We start from the raw sequence: 16,644 nt of genomic DNA, 5'->3' as shown, positions 1-16,644 counted from the left end.
TGAAACATCCTGTTGCAACGCTAATTATAACGCGGTGCGCCGGGTGTTGCAACAGATATTATAACAGATTCGTCACGAGGATAGCAGCCGATCCAGCAGCCGCTCCGCCGCTTCCGGAATGACCGTGCCCGGCGGGAAGATTTCCGCCGCGCCGGCTTGCAGCACCGCATCATAGTCCTGCGGCGGGATGACGCCGCCGGCCACGATCAGCATGTCGCCGCGGCCGAGCTTCTTCAGCGTGTCGCGCAATTCTGGGATCAGCGTCAGGTGACCCGCTGCCAGCGATGAGGCGCCGATGATGTGGACGTCATTCTGGACAGCCAGTTTCGCGATCTCTTCCGGCGTTTGGAACATGGCGCCGACGGTAACGTCGAAGCCGAGATCGGCGAAGGCCGTGGCGATCACCTTCTGCCCGCGGTCGTGGCCGTCCTGTCCCATCTTGGCCACGAGGATGCGCGGCTTGCCGCCGTTTTTCTTTTCGAAGGCACCGAGCTTGTCCTGCAGGCGGTCGATCACCGGACTGTCGCCAAGCGCCTTGCGGTAGACACCGGAAATGGTCTGCACCGTGGCCACATGGCGGCCATAAGCTCTTTCCAGGGCGAACGAGATTTCGCCGACAGTGGCATTGGCGCGCGCGGCGCGGATGGCGAACTCCAGGAGGTTGTCCTCGCTCTGTGCGGCACGGGTCAGCGCATCGAGCGCGCTTTCGACGGCCGCGACGTCACGCGTGCCCTTCAGCCGTTGCAGCTTCGAGAGTTGCCGGGCCCTGACCTCGGCATTGTCTATCTTCAGCACGTCGACCTCGATATCGGCTCCGGGGCGATGCGCATTGACGCCGACCAGCATCTGCTCGCCGGAATCGATGCGCGCCTGCGTGCGGGCGGCGGCTTCCTCGATGCGCAGCTTGGGTATGCCCTTTTCGATCGCAGCCGCCATGCCGCCGAGAGCCTCGACCTCCTCGATATGGGCGAGCGCACGCGCCGCCAGATCGTGTGTCAGCCGTTCGAGATAGGCCGAACCACCCCACGGATCGATAATGCGCGTGGTGCCGGATTCCTTCTGCAGGACGAGTTGCGTGTTGCGGGCGATGCGCGCCGAATGGTCGGTCGGCAGCGCCATTGCCTCGTCGAACGAGTTGGTGTGCAGCGACTGGGTATGCCCCTGGGTCGCGGCCATCGCCTCGATCATGGTGCGGATGATGTTGTTGTAGGGATCCTGCGCCGTCAGCGACCAGCCGGAGGTCTGGCAATGGGTGCGCAGGGACAGCGACCGCTCGTCCTTTGGCGCGAAGTTCTTTTTCATCAGCGTCGCCCACAACAGGCGTGCGGCCCTGAGCTTGGCCACTTCCATGAAGAAATTCATGCCGATCGCCCAGAAGAACGACAGGCGCGGCGCGAAACGGTCGATGTCGAGCCCCGCCGCGACGCCGGCGCGGGCATATTCGATCCCGTCGGCGATCGTATAGGCGAGCTCCAGGTCGGCGGTCGCGCCGGCCTCCTGCATGTGATAGCCGGAGATCGAAATCGAATTGAACTTCGGCATGTTCTTCGAGGTGTAGGAGAAGATGTCCGAGACGATCCGCATCGAGGGCTTCGGCGGATAGATATAGGTGTTGCGGACCATGAACTCCTTCAGAATGTCGTTCTGAATGGTCCCGGCCAAATCCTTCTGCGCGACGCCTTGCTCTTCCGCCGCCACGATGTAGAGCGCCATGATCGGCAGCACCGCGCCGTTCATCGTCATCGACACGGTCATCTCGCCGAGCGGAATGCCGTCGAACAATTGCCGCATGTCGAGGATGGAATCGATAGCCACACCCGCCATGCCGACATCGCCGGCGACGCGCGGATGGTCCGAATCATAGCCGCGGTGCGTGGCGAGATCGAAGGCAACCGAAAGGCCTTTCTGGCCGGCGGCAAGGTTGCGCCGGTAGAAGGCGTTGGATTCTTCGGCGGTCGAAAAACCGGCATATTGCCGGATGGTCCAGGGTTGCTGGACATACATGGTCGGGTAGGGGCCGCGCACGAAGGGCGGCAGGCCCGGATAGGTGTCGAGATGCGACAATCCCTTGAGGTCGCCCTGACTGTACAGCTGCTTGACGACAAGGCCTTCCGGCGTTGTTCGCTGTCCCTTGACCTCGACAGGCGCGCGGCGCGGCGGCACCCAGCCGATCTGACTGAAATCCGGAATCAAGAAGCGGCCCCGATGGATTGATCGATGCGGACCGGAGACAACGCTTCGCACAGGACGACGCCCTCGGTGAAGGCAGGTCGCTTCTCTGCGTCCAGCGTCTCGACCGGGCGCTCGCTTTTCAACGGATAAAGCGTGGCGCCGACAATGGCCCGCTCGTCTGACTTGAAGGCTATGGCGCGATGGGCGGCGGCGTTGCGGACGCGCTGCTGGATATGTCCGTCCCGAAGGCTGGACAGCACGCCACCCTCAGCCTCGATGGCCTGTAATTCCGCCCACGCGGCTTCGCAAAGGTCTGAGGTGAGCGCTTCGACGGCGCCGGAGCCATGGGCGGGATCGGCGACATGATCGACATGGCTTTCATTGGCCATGATCAGCTGCGCGTTGCGCGCGACGCGGCGGGCAAAGGCCGCCGGCAGGCCGTGCGCGATCGTATGCGGCAGGATTGAGATCGAATCGGCGCCTCCCGCCGCCGCGGCGAAGCAGCCGATCGTCGTGCGCAGGATGTTGGTTTCGGAATCCAATGCCGTCATCATGCGAAATGATGTCTCGGCATGGATGTTGGCCGTGGAATTGGGGATCGAGCAGGCCTCCTGCACCCGTGCCCACAGCCTGCGCAGGGCTCGCACCTTGGCCATCGACAGGAACTGGTCCTGGTCGACGCTGAGCGCGAAGCCGATATGAGGCGCGGCATAGACGAGCGGCTGCCGCGCCTTCTCGAACATTCGCAGATACGAGACCGCCGAGGCCAGCATGATGCCGAGTTCCTGCGCTTCCGTGGCGCCGGCATTGTGGAAGACGCGACCGTCCGCCTCCAGAAGCACACCCGGAACGCCCATCGAGAAGAAATGCGCCAGCGATTGCGGCATGGATTCCTGCAGCGCCTCGATCGACATGCGCAGCCGGCCGGTGCCGGCGAGGATAGCAGCCGGATCGATGCCGAAAGACAGGTTGAGCTTTGCCGGATCGGAGCGGCGCTTGCTCAGGAACGCCACCAGCCAGTCGGCCATGGGGCGGCTCCAGGGGTGGGTGTCGATACGGATCTGGACCCGGTTGAGGGGCACGCCCTCCAGCACCGTCTCGAGCGCCTGCGCCGTCCTCGGCAGGCCGTAGCCAAACGCGTTCGGGGCGCCCTCGAAGACGAGCGACAATCCCGTCGCGCCCTGGGCGACATCTTCCAGGACCTGCCTCTTGGCGCGTTCGACATCGGGGTCGTCGACGCGCTGGCTGACGATCCACGGCGATTGAGGATTGGCGCGCACGATCGGTTCCGTTCCGGTCGCGCGTTCATAGAGCGGCTCGACGCGGATGTTGTCGTCGGTATGCGAGACCAGCTTTTTCTCGAAGGAGGCGCCAGCCAACGCTTTTTCCGCCAGGGTCAGCCATCGCTGACGCTCCGCATTCGTTGGCTCAACATCCCTGGTCAAGGCTCCGGCGCCCATTCATCGTCCTCGTTCTATGTGGCCGCACCAGCCCGGGCAGCCTAATCTACGGTCCCCGGTCAGTTATCGCAATGCACGCCCAGGGCTTGAATTCGACCACCTGATATTCGATCCACCTGATATAGGTCGCTTGCGTGGACGGACCATGGACGATTGCCAAACACCGTCGAAATCCGCAAGTTCCAAAATCCGATTTTGGCGATTGGTCCGATTTGGACGATAGCCCTGATTGAACGATTGGTCCTGCCTTGGACAATTGTCATTGTCGCTGTGCGGCAGCCTCACTATACCATCGGGCAAAGGCTGGCTTTAGACACATCAGTTTTGCGGAGACCCGAGCTATGGCTGACGACACCAGTATTTTTATCGGCGCCAGCCGCAAGCCCGACGACAGCTATCAGCGCGCCGAAAACCTGCTGCTGCAATACGGAAATCGCCATGGCCTGGTGACCGGCGCCACCGGTACGGGCAAGACCGTCACCTTGCAGATCCTGGCCGAGGGATTTTCCAACGCCGGCGTTCCGGTCTTCTGCGCCGACATCAAGGGCGACCTTTCCGGTATCGCCATGATAGGCACCGCCCAGGATTTCCTGGTCAAGCGGGCAGAACAGGTCAAGCTCGACCCTTACGACTTCCAGGAATTTCCCGTCGTCTTCTGGGATCTGTTCGGCGAGCAGGGCCACCCCATCCGCGCCACCATTTCGGAAATGGGCCCGCTGCTCCTGTCGCGGCTGATGAACCTGACCGACGCGCAGGAAGGCATCATGAACATTGCCTTCCGCATTGCCGATGAAGAGGGCCTTCTTCTCCTCGACCTCAAGGACCTGCAGGCGCTGCTCGCCAACATCGCGGAGCGCGCCGAGGAAATCAGCGCCCGTTATGGCAACGTCACCAAGCCGTCGGTGGGGGCGATTCAGCGCACGCTGCTGGTACTTGAGCAGCAGGGCGCGGCGAACTTCTTCGGCGAGCCGGCTTTGCGCATTGCCGACATCATGCGCACCACCCGCGATGGTCGCGGCGCCATCAGCGTGCTGGCCGCCGACAAGCTGATGATGAATCCGCGCCTCTACGCGACGTTCCTGCTCTGGCTGATGTCGGAGCTGTTCGAGGAACTGCCGGAGGTTGGCGACCCCGACAAGCCGAAGCTGGTGTTCTTCTTCGACGAGGCGCACCTCTTGTTCGACGAGGCGCCGAAGGTGCTGATCGACCGGGTCGAGCAGGTGGTCCGCCTGATCCGCTCGAAAGGCGTCGGCGTCTATTTCGTCACGCAAAACCCCTTGGATATCCCCGAAAAGGTCCTGGCCCAGCTCGGCAACCGCGTGCAGCACGCGCTGCGCGCCTACACGCCCCGCGAGCAGCAGGCGGTGAGGACGGCGGCCGAAACCTTCCGGCCCAATCCGGATTTCGACTGCGCCACCGCCATCACCCAGCTCGCCACCGGCGAGGCCCTGGTCTCTACCCTGGAGGCCAAGGGCATTCCGTCCATGGTCCAGCGCACGTTGATCCGTTCGCCGTCATCGCGGCTTGGACCCATCACCCCTGCCGAGCGGCAGAAGCTGATCGGGGAAAGCCCGGTCACCGGCCAGTATGACCAGGTTGTCGATCGCGAATCGGCCTTCGAAATGCTGCAGAAGAAGGCAAAGCAGGCGCAGGACGCCGAGGCGCAAGCGCAGCAGACCGGCACCGGCGGCTCGCGCTGGACCATTCCAGGCTTCGGCAATGACGATCCCGCGCCGCAGTCCGGTGGCCGGCGCGCGCCTGCGCCGCGCCCCTCCAATCGCCAGACGGTGGCCGAGGCCGCGATCAAGTCGGTGGTGCGCTCGGTCGGCTCGTCGGTCGGACGTGCCATTGTGCGCGGGATTCTGGGTAGTTTGTCGCGGGGACGGTAGATCAGGGCAGCGGCAACGCTGCTGCCCCCTGAACTCAGAAGCCCCCTGAAACTCAGAAGCCCCGTGAAACTCAGAAGATCGCGTTCGTGACCGCTTTGACTGGGCCGAGCAGCACCGATCCATCCGGCACGCCGGCATCGATCGGGATCGCCTTGTGGTTGGCCGTCGCCACCATCGGCTGGCGAGCGTCGCTGGTCACGATGACCGGCGTCTTCGAGGGCACGCGGTCATAAAGGTCGATAATGTCCTGGTTCATCAGGCGCACGCAGCCCGACGACACCGATTTGCCGATCGAGCGCCATTCCGGCGAGCCGTGCAGGCGATAGAGCGTGTCCACATTGCCCTGGAAGAGATAGAGCGCACGTGCGCCGAGCGGGTTCTTTAGGCCGCCGGGCATGCCGCCATTGTCGGCGCTGTACTGCTTCAATTCCGGCTGGCGGGCGATCATCTCATCCGGCGGCGTCCACTTCGGCCATTTCTGCTTCCACTGGACGACGGCGTCGCCCGACCATTCGAAGCCGGCGCGGCCAAGGCCGACACCATAGCGAATGGCCTGGCCGCCCGGGCGAACCAGATAGAGGAAGTGGCCTGTCGTATCGACGACGATGGTCCCCGGCTTCTGCCCGGTCGGGTCGGGTACGATCTGGCGCAGGAACTGCGGATCGATCCTGTCGACGGGGATGGCCGGCAGATCGAAACCGCCATCGTTGACCGCAGCGTACATCGACGCATAGTCGGCGAGCGGAGGCTCGACATACGTTGGTGGCGGCGGCGGCTCGACTGGTCCCGGTCCGGTGGTGGCGCATGCGGAAACCGCGATCGAGGCGGCGCCCAGGGCTGCGGCGTTGAGGAAGCCGCGACGGCTCAGGCGATAGGATTCGATTTCGGTTATGGACATGGCTGCCTTCTTTAAGACCTCAAATCGCAACAAAGCGTCAACACGCCGACGTTCGCTGCGGGTGCCTGACAACACCTGAGGCGATAGGCGGTTCCGATTCTGGCTCGAACGTGGACAAACAAAGGCGAAGCTGTGACTGCGCCGCCACTGTGGCGTTGGGGCCACAGGTCAGTTAGGCGCCGGATACGAGTGCCTCCAACGATGGCAGGATCAGGGCCGGTGGCAAGTCCTGGTATTCCTCCGGCTGGTTGGAGCGGTTGATCCAGACCGTGCGGAAGCCGAATTTGGTGGCGCCCGCAATGTCCCAGCGATTGGAGGACTGGAAGGAGACCGCGCCGGGATAGAGGCGCCATCCCGTGGCGACCATGTCGTAGACAACAGGATCGGTCTTGAAGCGACGCACCGCATCGACCGAATAGATGTCGTCCAGGACCTGGTCGAGTGCCGCCGACTTGACCGCTGCCTGCAGCATTTCGGGCGAACCGTTGGAGAGGATCGCCAGCCTGGCGCCCGAAGCCTTGAGCGCTTTCAGCACGGCCGGCACTTCGGGATAACAGTCCAGCCGCCAGTAGGCTTCCAGAAGTTTCGCCTTGAGGCTCGGATCGGCCGAAGGGACCTTGCGCAAGGCGAAGTCCAGCGCCTGTTCGGTCAGCTGCCAGAAATCGGCATAGGCGCCCATCAGCGTGCGAACCCAGGAATACTCGAGCTGTTTGGCGCGCCAGATTTCGGACAGGAGTTGGCCGTCCGGGCCGATCGCGTCCGCATGGCGGCGCACGGCGGCGTGCACGTCGAACAGCGTGCCATAGGCGTCGAACACGTAGGCGGCGTATTGCATGGCAACAGTTTTGAGGCGAGGCGGGACAAGGTGCAAGCCTTGATTGCAGCGCACCCGTCGCTGGCCTCAACAAAACTCTCCGATGCTGGTTGACGGCGGCGGTCAAAGCATCATCCAATGTTGTCACACAAGATTGACCGGAACGGGAAAACGCGATGACACTGGCGGCGGCGGCGCAATCCGCGACATGGACTTTCGTCGATGGCGATTGGTACGAAGGCAATGTCGCCGTTCTGGGGCCGCGCAGCCATGCCATGTGGCTCGGCACCAGCGTGTTCGACGGCGCGCGGTGGTTCGAAGGCGTGGCGCCCGATCTCGAACTTCATGCCGCACGCGTCAATGCCTCGGCGATCGCGCTTGGGCTGGCGCCGAACATGACGCCCGAGCAGATCGTCGGGCTGACCTGGGACGGATTGAAGAAATTCGACGGCAAGACGGCGGTCTACATCAGGCCGATGTACTGGGCCGAGCATGGCGGCTACATGGGCGTGCCGGCCGATCCCGCCTCGACCCGTTTCTGCCTCTGCCTCTATGAATCGCCGATGATCTCACCGACCGGCTTTTCGGTGACCGTGTCGCCATTCCGGCGCCCGACCATCGAAACCATGCCGACCAACGCCAAGGCCGGCTGCCTCTATCCCAACAACGGCCGCGCCATCCTCGAGGCCAAGGCGCGCGGCTTCGACAACGCGCTTGTGCTCGACATGCTGGGCAATGTCGCGGAGACCGGAAGCTCGAACATCTTCCTGGTCAAGGACGGCCATGTGCTGACGCCGGCGCCGAACGGAACCTTCCTGTCCGGCATTACCCGCGCGCGCACGATGACGCTGCTTGGCGACTATGGGTTCACGACGACTGAAAAGACGCTGTCGGTGCGGGATTTCCTCGAAGCGGACGAAATCTTCTCGACCGGCAACCACTCCAAGGTGGTGCCGGTCACCCGCATGGAGGGCCGTGATCTGCAACCCGGCCCGGTGGCCAAGAAGGCACGTGAACTCTATTGGGAGTGGGCGCTGAGATAGCCGGCCTTTTTGTCTGCGCGCGGCTGGTCACAGGAAAAGCGTGTGACAGTTCCCGGGAACCCGCTTAGAAAGGGAACCGGCGCTTCACTTCCGGAGTTGCTCCAGCTCAATCCCGACCTATCTTACTCCGGTATCCACACCGGATTTTCCACGAGGGAGTACTACCCATGGCTTTCGAATTGCCCGCTCTGCCCTACGACTATGAGGCCCTGCAGCCCTATATGTCCAAAGAGACGCTGGAGTATCACCACGACAAGCATCACAAGGCCTATGTCGACAACGGCAACAAGCTCGCCGCCGAAGCCGGCCTTGGCGATCTTTCGGTCGAAGAGGTGGTCAAGCAATCGTTCGGCAAGAATGCCGGTCTCTTCAACAATGCTGCCCAGCACTACAATCACATCCATTTCTGGAAATGGATGAAGAAGGGCGGCGGCGGCAACAAGCTCCCTGGCGCGCTGCAGAAGGCTTTCGACAGCGATCTCGGCGGTTACGACAAGTTCAAGGCTGATTTCATTGCCGCCGGCACAACGCAGTTCGGTTCGGGCTGGGCCTGGGTTTCGGTCAAGGACGGCAAGCTGGCGATATCGAAGACGCCGAACGGCGAGAACCCGCTGGTTCATGGCGCATCGCCGATCCTCGGCGTCGACGTCTGGGAGCACTCCTACTACATCGATTATCGCAACGCCCGGCCGAAATACCTCGAGGCCTTCGTAGATAGCCTGATCAACTGGGATCACGTGCTTGAACTCTACGAAAAGGCGAATGCCTGATCAATCTTCCGAAAGGCCCGGCACCCCCGGGCCTTTTCTTTTCGTCTCGAACCCCACGACTAGGGTCATGCAATTTCATGCGGGAGAATGGGAATATTCCACCTCCCGCATCCGTTAACGTCCTGTCCTGAAATGCCTTCACCACGGAGCCAAATGAATGAGAAAGCTTGTCATCGCCATCTCCATGCTCGCACTCGCCGCATCGGCGGCCTTTGCCGATCCGATCCTCGATCGGCAGGCTCTGATGAAGGAACGCGGAAAGATCGTCGGCGGCCTGTCGAAAGTGGTCAAGGGCGAGGAGCCCTTTGATGCCGCCGCGGTGCTGACGCAGTTGCAGGCACTGCAGGCAAATGCCGAGAAGTTCGACGTAGAGGCCTTGTTCCCGAAGGGCACCGACACCGGCGACACCACGGCGGCGCCAAAAATCTGGGAAGACATGGCCGGCTTCAAGGCGACCGAGGACAAGTATCTCGCCGATGTCAAGGCTGCGGTCGCGGCGGCTCCGGCCGACGTCGATGCGCTGAAGACGCAGATCGGCACCATCGGCTCGGACTGTGGTACCTGCCACCAGGGCTACAGGGTCAAAAAGGGCTGATCGCCAGCCATGGCATGGCTGAAGAAGCTCGTCGGCGCGGCCCTCGTCCTGGGCGTCGCCGGCGCGTCGGCGGGGTGGCTGCTGTCGGCACCGGTCACGCTTGATGCGGCGACCCTGGCGCAACTCGGCCCAGGCGATGTTGCCCGGGGCAAGCGCATCTTCTATGCCGGCGGCTGCACCTCCTGCCATGCCAAGCCCGGGTCGCAGGGCGATGCACGGCTTCAGCTCATAGGCGGGCTCGAACTCAAGACGCCATTCGGCATCTTTGTTCCGCCCAATATTTCGCAAGATCCTAAGGACGGCATCGGCGCATGGTCGGCCGGGGATCTCGCTAACGCCATGCTGAAAGGTGTGTCGCCTTCGGGCGAGCATTTCTATCCGGCATTCCCCTATGCCTCCTATGCTCGCATGAAACCGTCAGATGTCGCCGACCTTTACGCTTTCTTGAAGACGCTTCCCGCCGTCGCCGGCAAGGCGCCCGGCAATTCGCTGGCGTTCCCATTCAGCATCCGGCGCGGCATTGGCCTGTGGAAGCGGCTCTATCTCAGTGACAAGCCTGTCGTGCCCCTGCCTGATGGCGCGCCAGACCCTGTGATGGCAGGCCGCTACCTGGTCGAAGGACCGGGCCATTGCGGCGAATGCCACACGCCGCGCGACCTCGCTGGAGGCACCAGGAAAAGCGAATGGCTGGCCGGTGCGGTGGCCGCCGAGGGCTCGGGCGTCGTGCCGAACATCACTTCGGGCGAGGGAGGTATCGGCAGCTGGTCCGCGTCCGACATCGCAAACTACCTCGAAACCGGATTCACGCCGGACTTCGATTCCGTCGGCGGCGCCATGGTCGACGTGCAGCGCAACATGGCCGAGCTGACGGCGGACGACCGTGCGGCGATTGCTGCCTATCTGAAGGCGGTGCCGCCGCATCCCAACGGCTATCCGGCGCGCAAGAAAAGTACGAACTAATCCTCGGACTGCAGGTGGCGATCGCCGAGGAAATCGAAGCCCGTTTCGAAGAAAAGGTTGTAGTTGCAGGTCATCTCCTCGCCAGGCGCGATGTCGCGCAAGGCGTAGGTCTCCTCGGGCGACGAGACATCGCAATTCGGCTCGTCGTCATGGTTCATGTAGCGGGCATCGTCGGCTTCGAAGACGATATAGGCGGGATCGCGACGGTCGGGGTAGGAATAGCGGTCGAGGTAGTTCTTCACCGGCCCGGTTTCGCTCTCATAGGTCTCGACGTCGATGATCCGATCGAACCGGGGGTCGAGCTTCCAGACCAGCGTGCCCTTGGCAATATGGTTCTTGGCAAACACACCGATGCCCTGGATCGGCGATTTGTCGAGATAGACGTCGACGAGCAGCATAATGGACCCTTGTGCAAGTGCGGACTTCGTGCCCGGGAAAACCGTGCCTTGGGTAGCGCGCGACCGTCGCAATTGCGAGCGGAAATGAGCCGCGCGGAATTCAAAAAGTGATGATCATCAGGCCTGCCAGCAGACGTGGGTCGCCTGGCCTCAGCGCTCTTGCAAGGCGAGGCGGACACCCAGGGCGCAGTAGATGCCGCCGACAACCTTGCCTTGCCATTTCAGCACTGTCGGATTTCGGCGCAGGAAACTGCCGAGCCGCCCTGCGCTCACGGCAAACACGACCGTGCTGAAAAGCCCCAGCATGACGAAGATGATCCCCAAGACGGCCAATTGAACCATCACTGATCCGTTTTCGGGCCGCACGAACTGAGGCAGGAACGCCAGGAAAAAAAGCGCGGTCTTGGGGTTGAGCACCTCGGTCAGGACAGCCTGTCGAAACGCCTTGCCGGCGGAGCTTGCAAGCGCGCCGGCGGTCGGATCGGTTGGCGCTTTCTCGATGATGGCCCGAATGCCGAGGTAAACGAGGTAGGCCGCGCCGATATACTTTACGATGCTGAACAGCGTCGCCGATGTGGCGATGATCGCCGAGATCCCAACCATCGCCATGGCGGTATGAAACACATCGCCGGCCGCGATCCCGCCGCCTGTGGCGATTCCGACTCTCGTCCCCGAACTCGTTGCGCGGGCGATCGTCAACAATGTGGCCGGGCCAGGAATGAAGACAAAGCCGAGCACAACCGCGATGTAAGCTATCGCTGTGGCCAGATCGATCATCGCGGCGTTCCTCCGTGAGCTATGCCTTGTCCGTCACCTTCAGCGTGAAGGCATAAGTATAGGCGATCTCCTCCAGGCGTGAAAACCGGCCGGAGGCACCGGCATGGCCGGAATCCATGTTGATCCTGAACAGTACCGGATTGTCGCCGCTCTTGCGGTCGCGCAGCCGCGCAACCCATTTGGCCGGCTCCCAATAGGTGACGCGCGGATCGGTGAGACCGGCGAGCGCCAGGATCGGCGGATAGTCGAGCGCGGCGACATTGTCGTATGGCGAATAGGCGGCGATCGTCAGGTAATCGTCGGCCGACGCGATCGGATTGCCCCATTCTGGCCATTCCGGCGGGGTCAGCGGCAGCGTTGCATCGAGCATGGTGGTGAGTACATCGACGAAGGGAACCTCGGCCACGATGCCGCCGAAGCAATCCGGCGCCATGTTGGCGATGGCGCCCATCAGCATACCGCCGGCCGAGCCGCCTTGCGCGACGATTCGGTCATGCGCGGTATAGCGCTCGGCAACGAGGTGGCGGGCGCAGGCGATGAAATCGGTGAAGGTGTTCATCTTGTGCGCCCGCTTGCCGTCGTCGTACCAGCCATATCCCTTGTCCTTGCCGCCGCGCACGTGGGCAATGGCAAACACGAACCCACGGTCCACCAGCGAGAACCAGTTGGTGTTGAAGGCGGCCGGCACGGTGATACCGTAGGAGCCGTAACCGTAGAGCAGGCATGGCGCGGAGCCATCCAGCGGCGTGTCGCGGTGATGCAGAAGCGAGATCGGCACCAGTTCGCCATCGGCCGCCGGCGCCATCAGCCGCCTCGTGACGTAGAGGTGCGGATCGTGGCCGGACGGCACTTCCTGGGTCTTGAGCAGCACACGCTCACGAGTGCGCATGTTGTAGTCGAACATCTGCGACGGTGTCGTCATCGAAGAGTAGGAAAAACGCATCATCTCGGTGTCGTATTCCAGAGACCCTGAAAGGCCGAGCGAGAAGGCTTCCTCGTCGAAGGAAATCAGATGCTCTTCGCCGCTGGCCCGATCCCGCACGACGATGCGCGGCAGGCCTTCCTTGCGCTCGAGCCGCACCATGTGGTCCTTGAAGCCGATCACCGACAGGATCAGCCGGCCGGGTTCATGCGGCACCAGTTCCTGCCAGTTGGCGCGGACCGGGTCGCTCGCCGGCGCCGTCATGATCTTGAAGTCCTTGGCACCGTCCGCGTTGGTCAGGACGAAGAAGATATCGCCGCCTTCCTCAAGTTCATATTGAAGGCCGGTCTCGCGCGCCGAAACCAGCTTCGGCTCGGCAAATGGATCGCTGGCGCTCAACAGGCGGTATTCCGAAGTCTCGTGATCGTTGATGCCGATCATGATCCATTGGTTGTTGCGGGTCCCGTCGACGTTCATGAAGAAGCCGGGGTCGGTTTCCTCGTAGATCAGCCGGTCGTTTTCAGGGGCCTGCCCCAGTGCGTGGAACAGCACCTTCGACGGCCGGTGGTTTGGGTCGAGACGCGTATAGAAGAACCCGTCATTGCCCGCGTCCCAGACCCCCGAACCGCCGGTGGCCTGTATCTGGTCCGCCAGTTCCTTGCCGTCGGCAAGGTCGCGCACACGCAGCGTGTAGAATTCCGAACCCTTGTCGTCGAACGCCCATAGCAACTTGCTATGATCGGCCGAATGATCGACGCCGCCAAGCCGGAAATAGGCCTTGCCCTCGGCCTCGGCGTCGCCGTCGAGCAGGATCTGCTCGGGTCCGCCGCCGCGCGGCGTTCGGAAATAGCGCGGCTGCTCGCCGCCGAGCTTGAAGGAAGAGCCGTAGGCATAAGGCCCGTCCTTCATAGGAACGGAAGAATCATCTTCCTTGATGCGGCCCTTCATTTCCTTGAAAAGCTGCTTTTGCAGATCTGACGTGTCGGCCATCAGCGTCGACTGATAGGCATTCTCGGCTTCGAGTTCGGCGCGGATCCCAGGATCGAGCAAGGAAGGATCCCTGAACATTTCTTGCCAGTTATCCGCTCGCAGCCAGGCATATTCATCGGTTCGCGTGATGCCGTGATGCGTGTCCGAGACGGGCCTTTTCTCGGGGGCAGGGGCGCTGGCGATTGGAAATCGGGAAGTCCTGGTCATTGCGTCTCGCTCTGGAAATATCTTGAATGACGAATGAACACGCCGATCAGGGCAGGTTCAAGAGCTGTGGCGTAGAGTTGGTGTCGGCCCATGCGACGGCCGGGGGAGAGAAGATGACTATTCGGTCTCGTATTGCTGCGGCTTTCGCCGTCGCTTCGCTAAGTCTGGTCTTTGCCGGCCAGTCTCATGCGACCGTATTTTCGGCTTGGCAAGTGGCCAATGTGCCGTTCGGCGACACGCTCAATGTGCGCAAATATCCGTCGGGAACATCCCAGAAGCAGGTCGCATACCCGAACGGGATCGTCCTGCAGATGACCGGACGATGCACCGGCGGCATAAACCTGCTCGATATCGCCAATCAACCGGCATGGAAACAGCAGCAGACGGTTCGCTATCGCTGGTGCGAAATCTGGCATGACCCGGCCAAGAACGGCACCTTCGTGACCGGCTGGGCCTATGGCAGATATATCATCCCGTATTGAACGACCATCGATTTTGGCCCCGACGGGTTCGGCCGGCGGGCATGTCGCCTGGTTGCCTGCCCGACAGAGAGGAGCGGCAACCTGTGGTTTTGAGGACAGATGCGAACAACCAAGTTTGCCGAAGCGACGGCAAAGCAAACGAGAGCATTGAAACCTGATTTGTGAGTTATCGCGAATGTAACGGTGAACTGACGTTACGTCAGGCTTTATCGGTTTGGCGGGCGAAATATCGAAAAATTACATGATGCACGAAAGATTGAAGCTGATCGCGGAATAGTTGATCAAGATTCATAGATATAATGCGCGCAACGAATTGACTTACTTGACCTGCGGCCGCATTGATGTCCCCGTGACACGAATCGCGGCAGCTCTATCTGCGCAAATTCGTGCAATGCCCTGCCTGTAAAAAGGGGCACAGACCGACGTAACTCTTGTTGGGGCCTGAAGACCATGGATATTGTCGAAACACCTTCCAGAAACAATGATGCGCTGATCGAGCTCACCGCCGACGTGGTGGCTGCCTATGTCAGCAACAATCCGGTGCCGGTCGGCGAACTGCCGAACCTGATATCCGATGTCCATGCCGCCCTCGGGCGTGTGGGCGGAACCGTCGAACAGGCGCCTGCCGACAAGCAGAAGCCGGCTGTCAACCCGAAGCGCTCGGTTCATGACGACTACATTGTCTGTCTCGAAGACGGCAAGAAGTTCAAGTCGCTCAAGCGTCACCTGATGACCCACTACGATCTGACGCCCGATCAGTATCGCGAAAAGTGGAACCTGGACCCAAGCTATCCGATGGTTGCCCCGAATTACGCGGCGGCCCGCTCGCAGCTTGCCAAGAAGATGGGCCTCGGCCGCAAGCGCAAGGCGGCGCGGTAGTCGCTGCTTGCCAGATTGGATTGAAATCAAACGGCGCCTTCGGGCGCCGTTTGATTTCAGGGGTGGGCGGAAGATCGACAGGTCGATCAGGCAGTCTGGGCGAGCGCCATCTCGGCATCGCGTTTGATGCGCTTGACCATCGAGCGAAGACCGTTGGCACGCTGGGGCGACAGGTGCTCGTCGAGGCCGAGTGCCTTCAGCGTCGCTTCCGCATCGATTTTCTGGATTTCGCTGGCCGTCTTTCCGGAAAACAGCGCCAGCATGATCGCAACCAGTCCGCGCACGATATGGGCGTCCGAATCGCCGGTGAAAGTGATGACGGGGTCGGCGCCCGGACCCCGTTCGGTGGTCAGCCAGACCTGGCTGACGCAACCTGGCACCTTGTTGGTGGCGTTGCGCTCCGCATCGGGAAAGGGCGGCAGCGCTTCGCCGAGTTCGATGACGTAACGATAACGATCCTCCCATTCGTCAAGGAACGAGAAGTCGTCGCGGATCGTCTGGATCGTGGTCGTCATGACCCGGATATAGTCACGCGGCGGCGCCGCGTCACGGAAAAAACAAGGACACCGCGGGCGTCGAGAGGGCAGACTGCCCGCGGTGCGCCGTCGAGACGGCTTAATTGTTTATCGGCAGGTTGACCGTTTCAGGCAGGACGACTTCCGGTACGCTGCCCGTCATTGTCGAGGTATCGGGGCCGGCGGACTTGTCGTCCAGCATGGCCGCCGCGATCTTGGCAGTTTCCTTGGCGCGTGCGGTGATGGTGTGCATCGCCGACTTGCCCGTCTCGCAGACATCGGGCTTGCGTTCGCAGATACCGGCGATGTCGCCGACGGCGTCTCGCGCCGCGAACAGGGCCTGGATCGGCCCGACGCTTTCCTGGCCCGTTTCATCGGACCCGACACCCAGCGGCAGCGCCAGCAGCACCAGTGAAAACCAGAAAGCCATTCTTATCAGGAAGAACATGCCTTGCCTCTCGTCGTGACCGGATCATGCATCATATGGCATGACCTCTTTTATGGGCAGGATGTTGACACACAGGCACAAAGGACGGCTTGCACGATCGCCGAGAATTTTCCTCAAATTTTAGGCAAATTCGAAACGAAGCGTTTTGCTGTCGATTTGTTTCATATCGGAACGATTCTTCTCACCATTCGATAACCATCTATCCCGTTGAATGAATTGTGTCTTCGAGGAAATAAAGCGGCTTCGACGACTTGGCCCGCGGTCCGACGACAGGGCCGCCAGGATAACCCTCCGTTTACTATGGCTGCATTTGACCGGGTTTTCGGCCGCCGTCATCCCGATATTTGCCGCAGGGCGGGCCTTGGTCGGCCCTGCCTTATCCATTCCTTAAACGCTGGATGCGAGTTTCAAAGCCAACCAAGACA

The 16,644-nt window shown here is 61.8% G+C and carries 16 protein-coding genes; 7 read left to right on the top strand and 9 right to left on the bottom strand.

Translation table 11 applies throughout. The features are described from left to right. Nucleotides 1-72 precede the first annotated feature (72 nt). Both scpA and LB557_RS25065 read right to left on the bottom strand, forming a co-directional pair. Nucleotides 73-2,193: a methylmalonyl-CoA mutase gene (scpA, locus tag LB557_RS25070; protein ID WP_041163493.1), complete on the bottom strand. Its 2,121-nt coding sequence runs from the start codon at nt 2,191-2,193 to the stop codon at nt 73-75. Continuing rightward, nucleotides 2,190-3,632: a methylmalonyl-CoA mutase subunit beta gene (locus LB557_RS25065; protein WP_015318659.1), complete on the bottom strand. Its 1,443-nt coding sequence runs from the start codon at nt 3,630-3,632 to the stop codon at nt 2,190-2,192. The genes scpA and LB557_RS25065 overlap by 4 nt, the downstream gene beginning before the upstream one ends. A 341-nt stretch (nt 3,633-3,973) precedes the next feature. Here LB557_RS25065 and LB557_RS25060 point away from each other — a divergent pair, with 341 nt between their 5' ends. Then, nucleotides 3,974-5,521, top strand: coding sequence for a helicase HerA-like C-terminal domain-containing protein (locus tag LB557_RS25060; protein WP_224641843.1), 1,548 nt, complete (start codon nt 3,974-3,976; stop codon nt 5,519-5,521). A 70-nt stretch (nt 5,522-5,591) separates the two neighbouring features. On the opposite strand, the gene LB557_RS25055 is transcribed toward LB557_RS25060, so the two are convergent. After that, nucleotides 5,592-6,419 carry a L,D-transpeptidase gene (locus LB557_RS25055; RefSeq protein ID WP_015318657.1) on the bottom strand — a complete coding sequence of 276 codons (828 nt, stop codon included), beginning with the start codon at nt 6,417-6,419 and terminating at the stop codon, nt 5,592-5,594. 172 nt (nt 6,420-6,591) lie between these two features. Beyond that, a complete protein-coding gene (locus tag LB557_RS25050) occupies nt 6,592-7,254 on the bottom strand; it encodes a haloacid dehalogenase type II (RefSeq protein WP_140618589.1) in 663 nt (220 codons plus the stop codon). Nucleotides 7,255-7,409: 155 nt separating this feature from the next. On the opposite strand from LB557_RS25050, the gene LB557_RS25045 reads away from it, so the two are divergent. From LB557_RS25045 to LB557_RS25030, 4 genes are all read left to right on the top strand, one after another. Then, nucleotides 7,410-8,276, top strand: a complete 867-nt coding sequence (locus LB557_RS25045) for a branched-chain amino acid aminotransferase (protein WP_224641845.1) — start codon at nt 7,410-7,412, stop codon at nt 8,274-8,276. 167 nt (nt 8,277-8,443) lie between these two features. Next, nucleotides 8,444-9,046: a superoxide dismutase gene (locus LB557_RS25040; protein ID WP_015318654.1), complete on the top strand. Its 603-nt coding sequence runs from the start codon at nt 8,444-8,446 to the stop codon at nt 9,044-9,046. A 157-nt stretch (nt 9,047-9,203) separates the two neighbouring features. Beyond that, complete coding sequence (locus LB557_RS25035) at nt 9,204-9,641, top strand: c-type cytochrome (RefSeq protein ID WP_015318653.1); 438 nt, start codon at nt 9,204-9,206, stop codon at nt 9,639-9,641. Between the two features lie 9 nt (nt 9,642-9,650). Next, nucleotides 9,651-10,601, top strand: coding sequence for a cytochrome c (locus tag LB557_RS25030; RefSeq protein ID WP_140618581.1), 951 nt, complete (start codon nt 9,651-9,653; stop codon nt 10,599-10,601). Here LB557_RS25030 and LB557_RS25025 read toward each other — a convergent pair. The 3 genes from LB557_RS25025 to LB557_RS25015 form a co-directional block, all read right to left on the bottom strand. Then, nucleotides 10,598-10,999: an SET domain-containing protein gene (locus LB557_RS25025; protein WP_015318651.1), complete on the bottom strand. Its 402-nt coding sequence runs from the start codon at nt 10,997-10,999 to the stop codon at nt 10,598-10,600. The genes LB557_RS25030 and LB557_RS25025 overlap by 4 nt on opposite strands. Nucleotides 11,000-11,149: 150 nt before the next feature. Beyond that, nucleotides 11,150-11,776, bottom strand: a complete 627-nt coding sequence (locus LB557_RS25020) for a LysE family translocator (RefSeq protein ID WP_140618579.1) — start codon at nt 11,774-11,776, stop codon at nt 11,150-11,152. 19 nt (nt 11,777-11,795) lie between these two features. Further along, on the bottom strand, nt 11,796-13,895 hold the full coding sequence (locus tag LB557_RS25015) for a S9 family peptidase (RefSeq protein WP_224641847.1): 2,100 nt from the start codon (nt 13,893-13,895) through the stop codon (nt 11,796-11,798). A gap of 113 nt (nt 13,896-14,008) precedes the next feature. Here LB557_RS25015 and LB557_RS25010 point away from each other — a divergent pair, with 113 nt between their 5' ends. Both LB557_RS25010 and LB557_RS25005 read left to right on the top strand, forming a co-directional pair. Next, nucleotides 14,009-14,377: an SH3 domain-containing protein gene (locus LB557_RS25010; protein ID WP_140717854.1), complete on the top strand. Its 369-nt coding sequence runs from the start codon at nt 14,009-14,011 to the stop codon at nt 14,375-14,377. Between the two features lie 450 nt (nt 14,378-14,827). Continuing rightward, the gene (locus LB557_RS25005) at nt 14,828-15,256 is read left to right on the top strand and encodes a MucR family transcriptional regulator (protein WP_015318648.1); all 429 of its coding nucleotides are present in this window, start codon (nt 14,828-14,830) and stop codon (nt 15,254-15,256) included. Between the two features lie 86 nt (nt 15,257-15,342). Here LB557_RS25005 and LB557_RS25000 read toward each other — a convergent pair whose 3' ends face one another. Both LB557_RS25000 and LB557_RS24995 read right to left on the bottom strand, forming a co-directional pair. After that, nucleotides 15,343-15,771: a SufE family protein gene (locus tag LB557_RS25000; protein WP_015318647.1), complete on the bottom strand. Its 429-nt coding sequence runs from the start codon at nt 15,769-15,771 to the stop codon at nt 15,343-15,345. Between the two features lie 100 nt (nt 15,772-15,871). Beyond that, entirely contained in the window at nt 15,872-16,219 is a 348-nt protein-coding gene (locus LB557_RS24995) for a DUF5330 domain-containing protein (protein WP_015318646.1), read from the bottom strand. Nucleotides 16,220-16,644 lie beyond the last annotated feature (425 nt).

The sequence above is a fragment of the Mesorhizobium sp. BR115XR7A genome (genome assembly GCF_020165315.1).
Lineage (GTDB): Bacteria > Pseudomonadota > Alphaproteobacteria > Rhizobiales > Rhizobiaceae > Mesorhizobium > Mesorhizobium australicum.
This window is presented reverse-complemented; position numbering and strand designations above follow the sequence as displayed.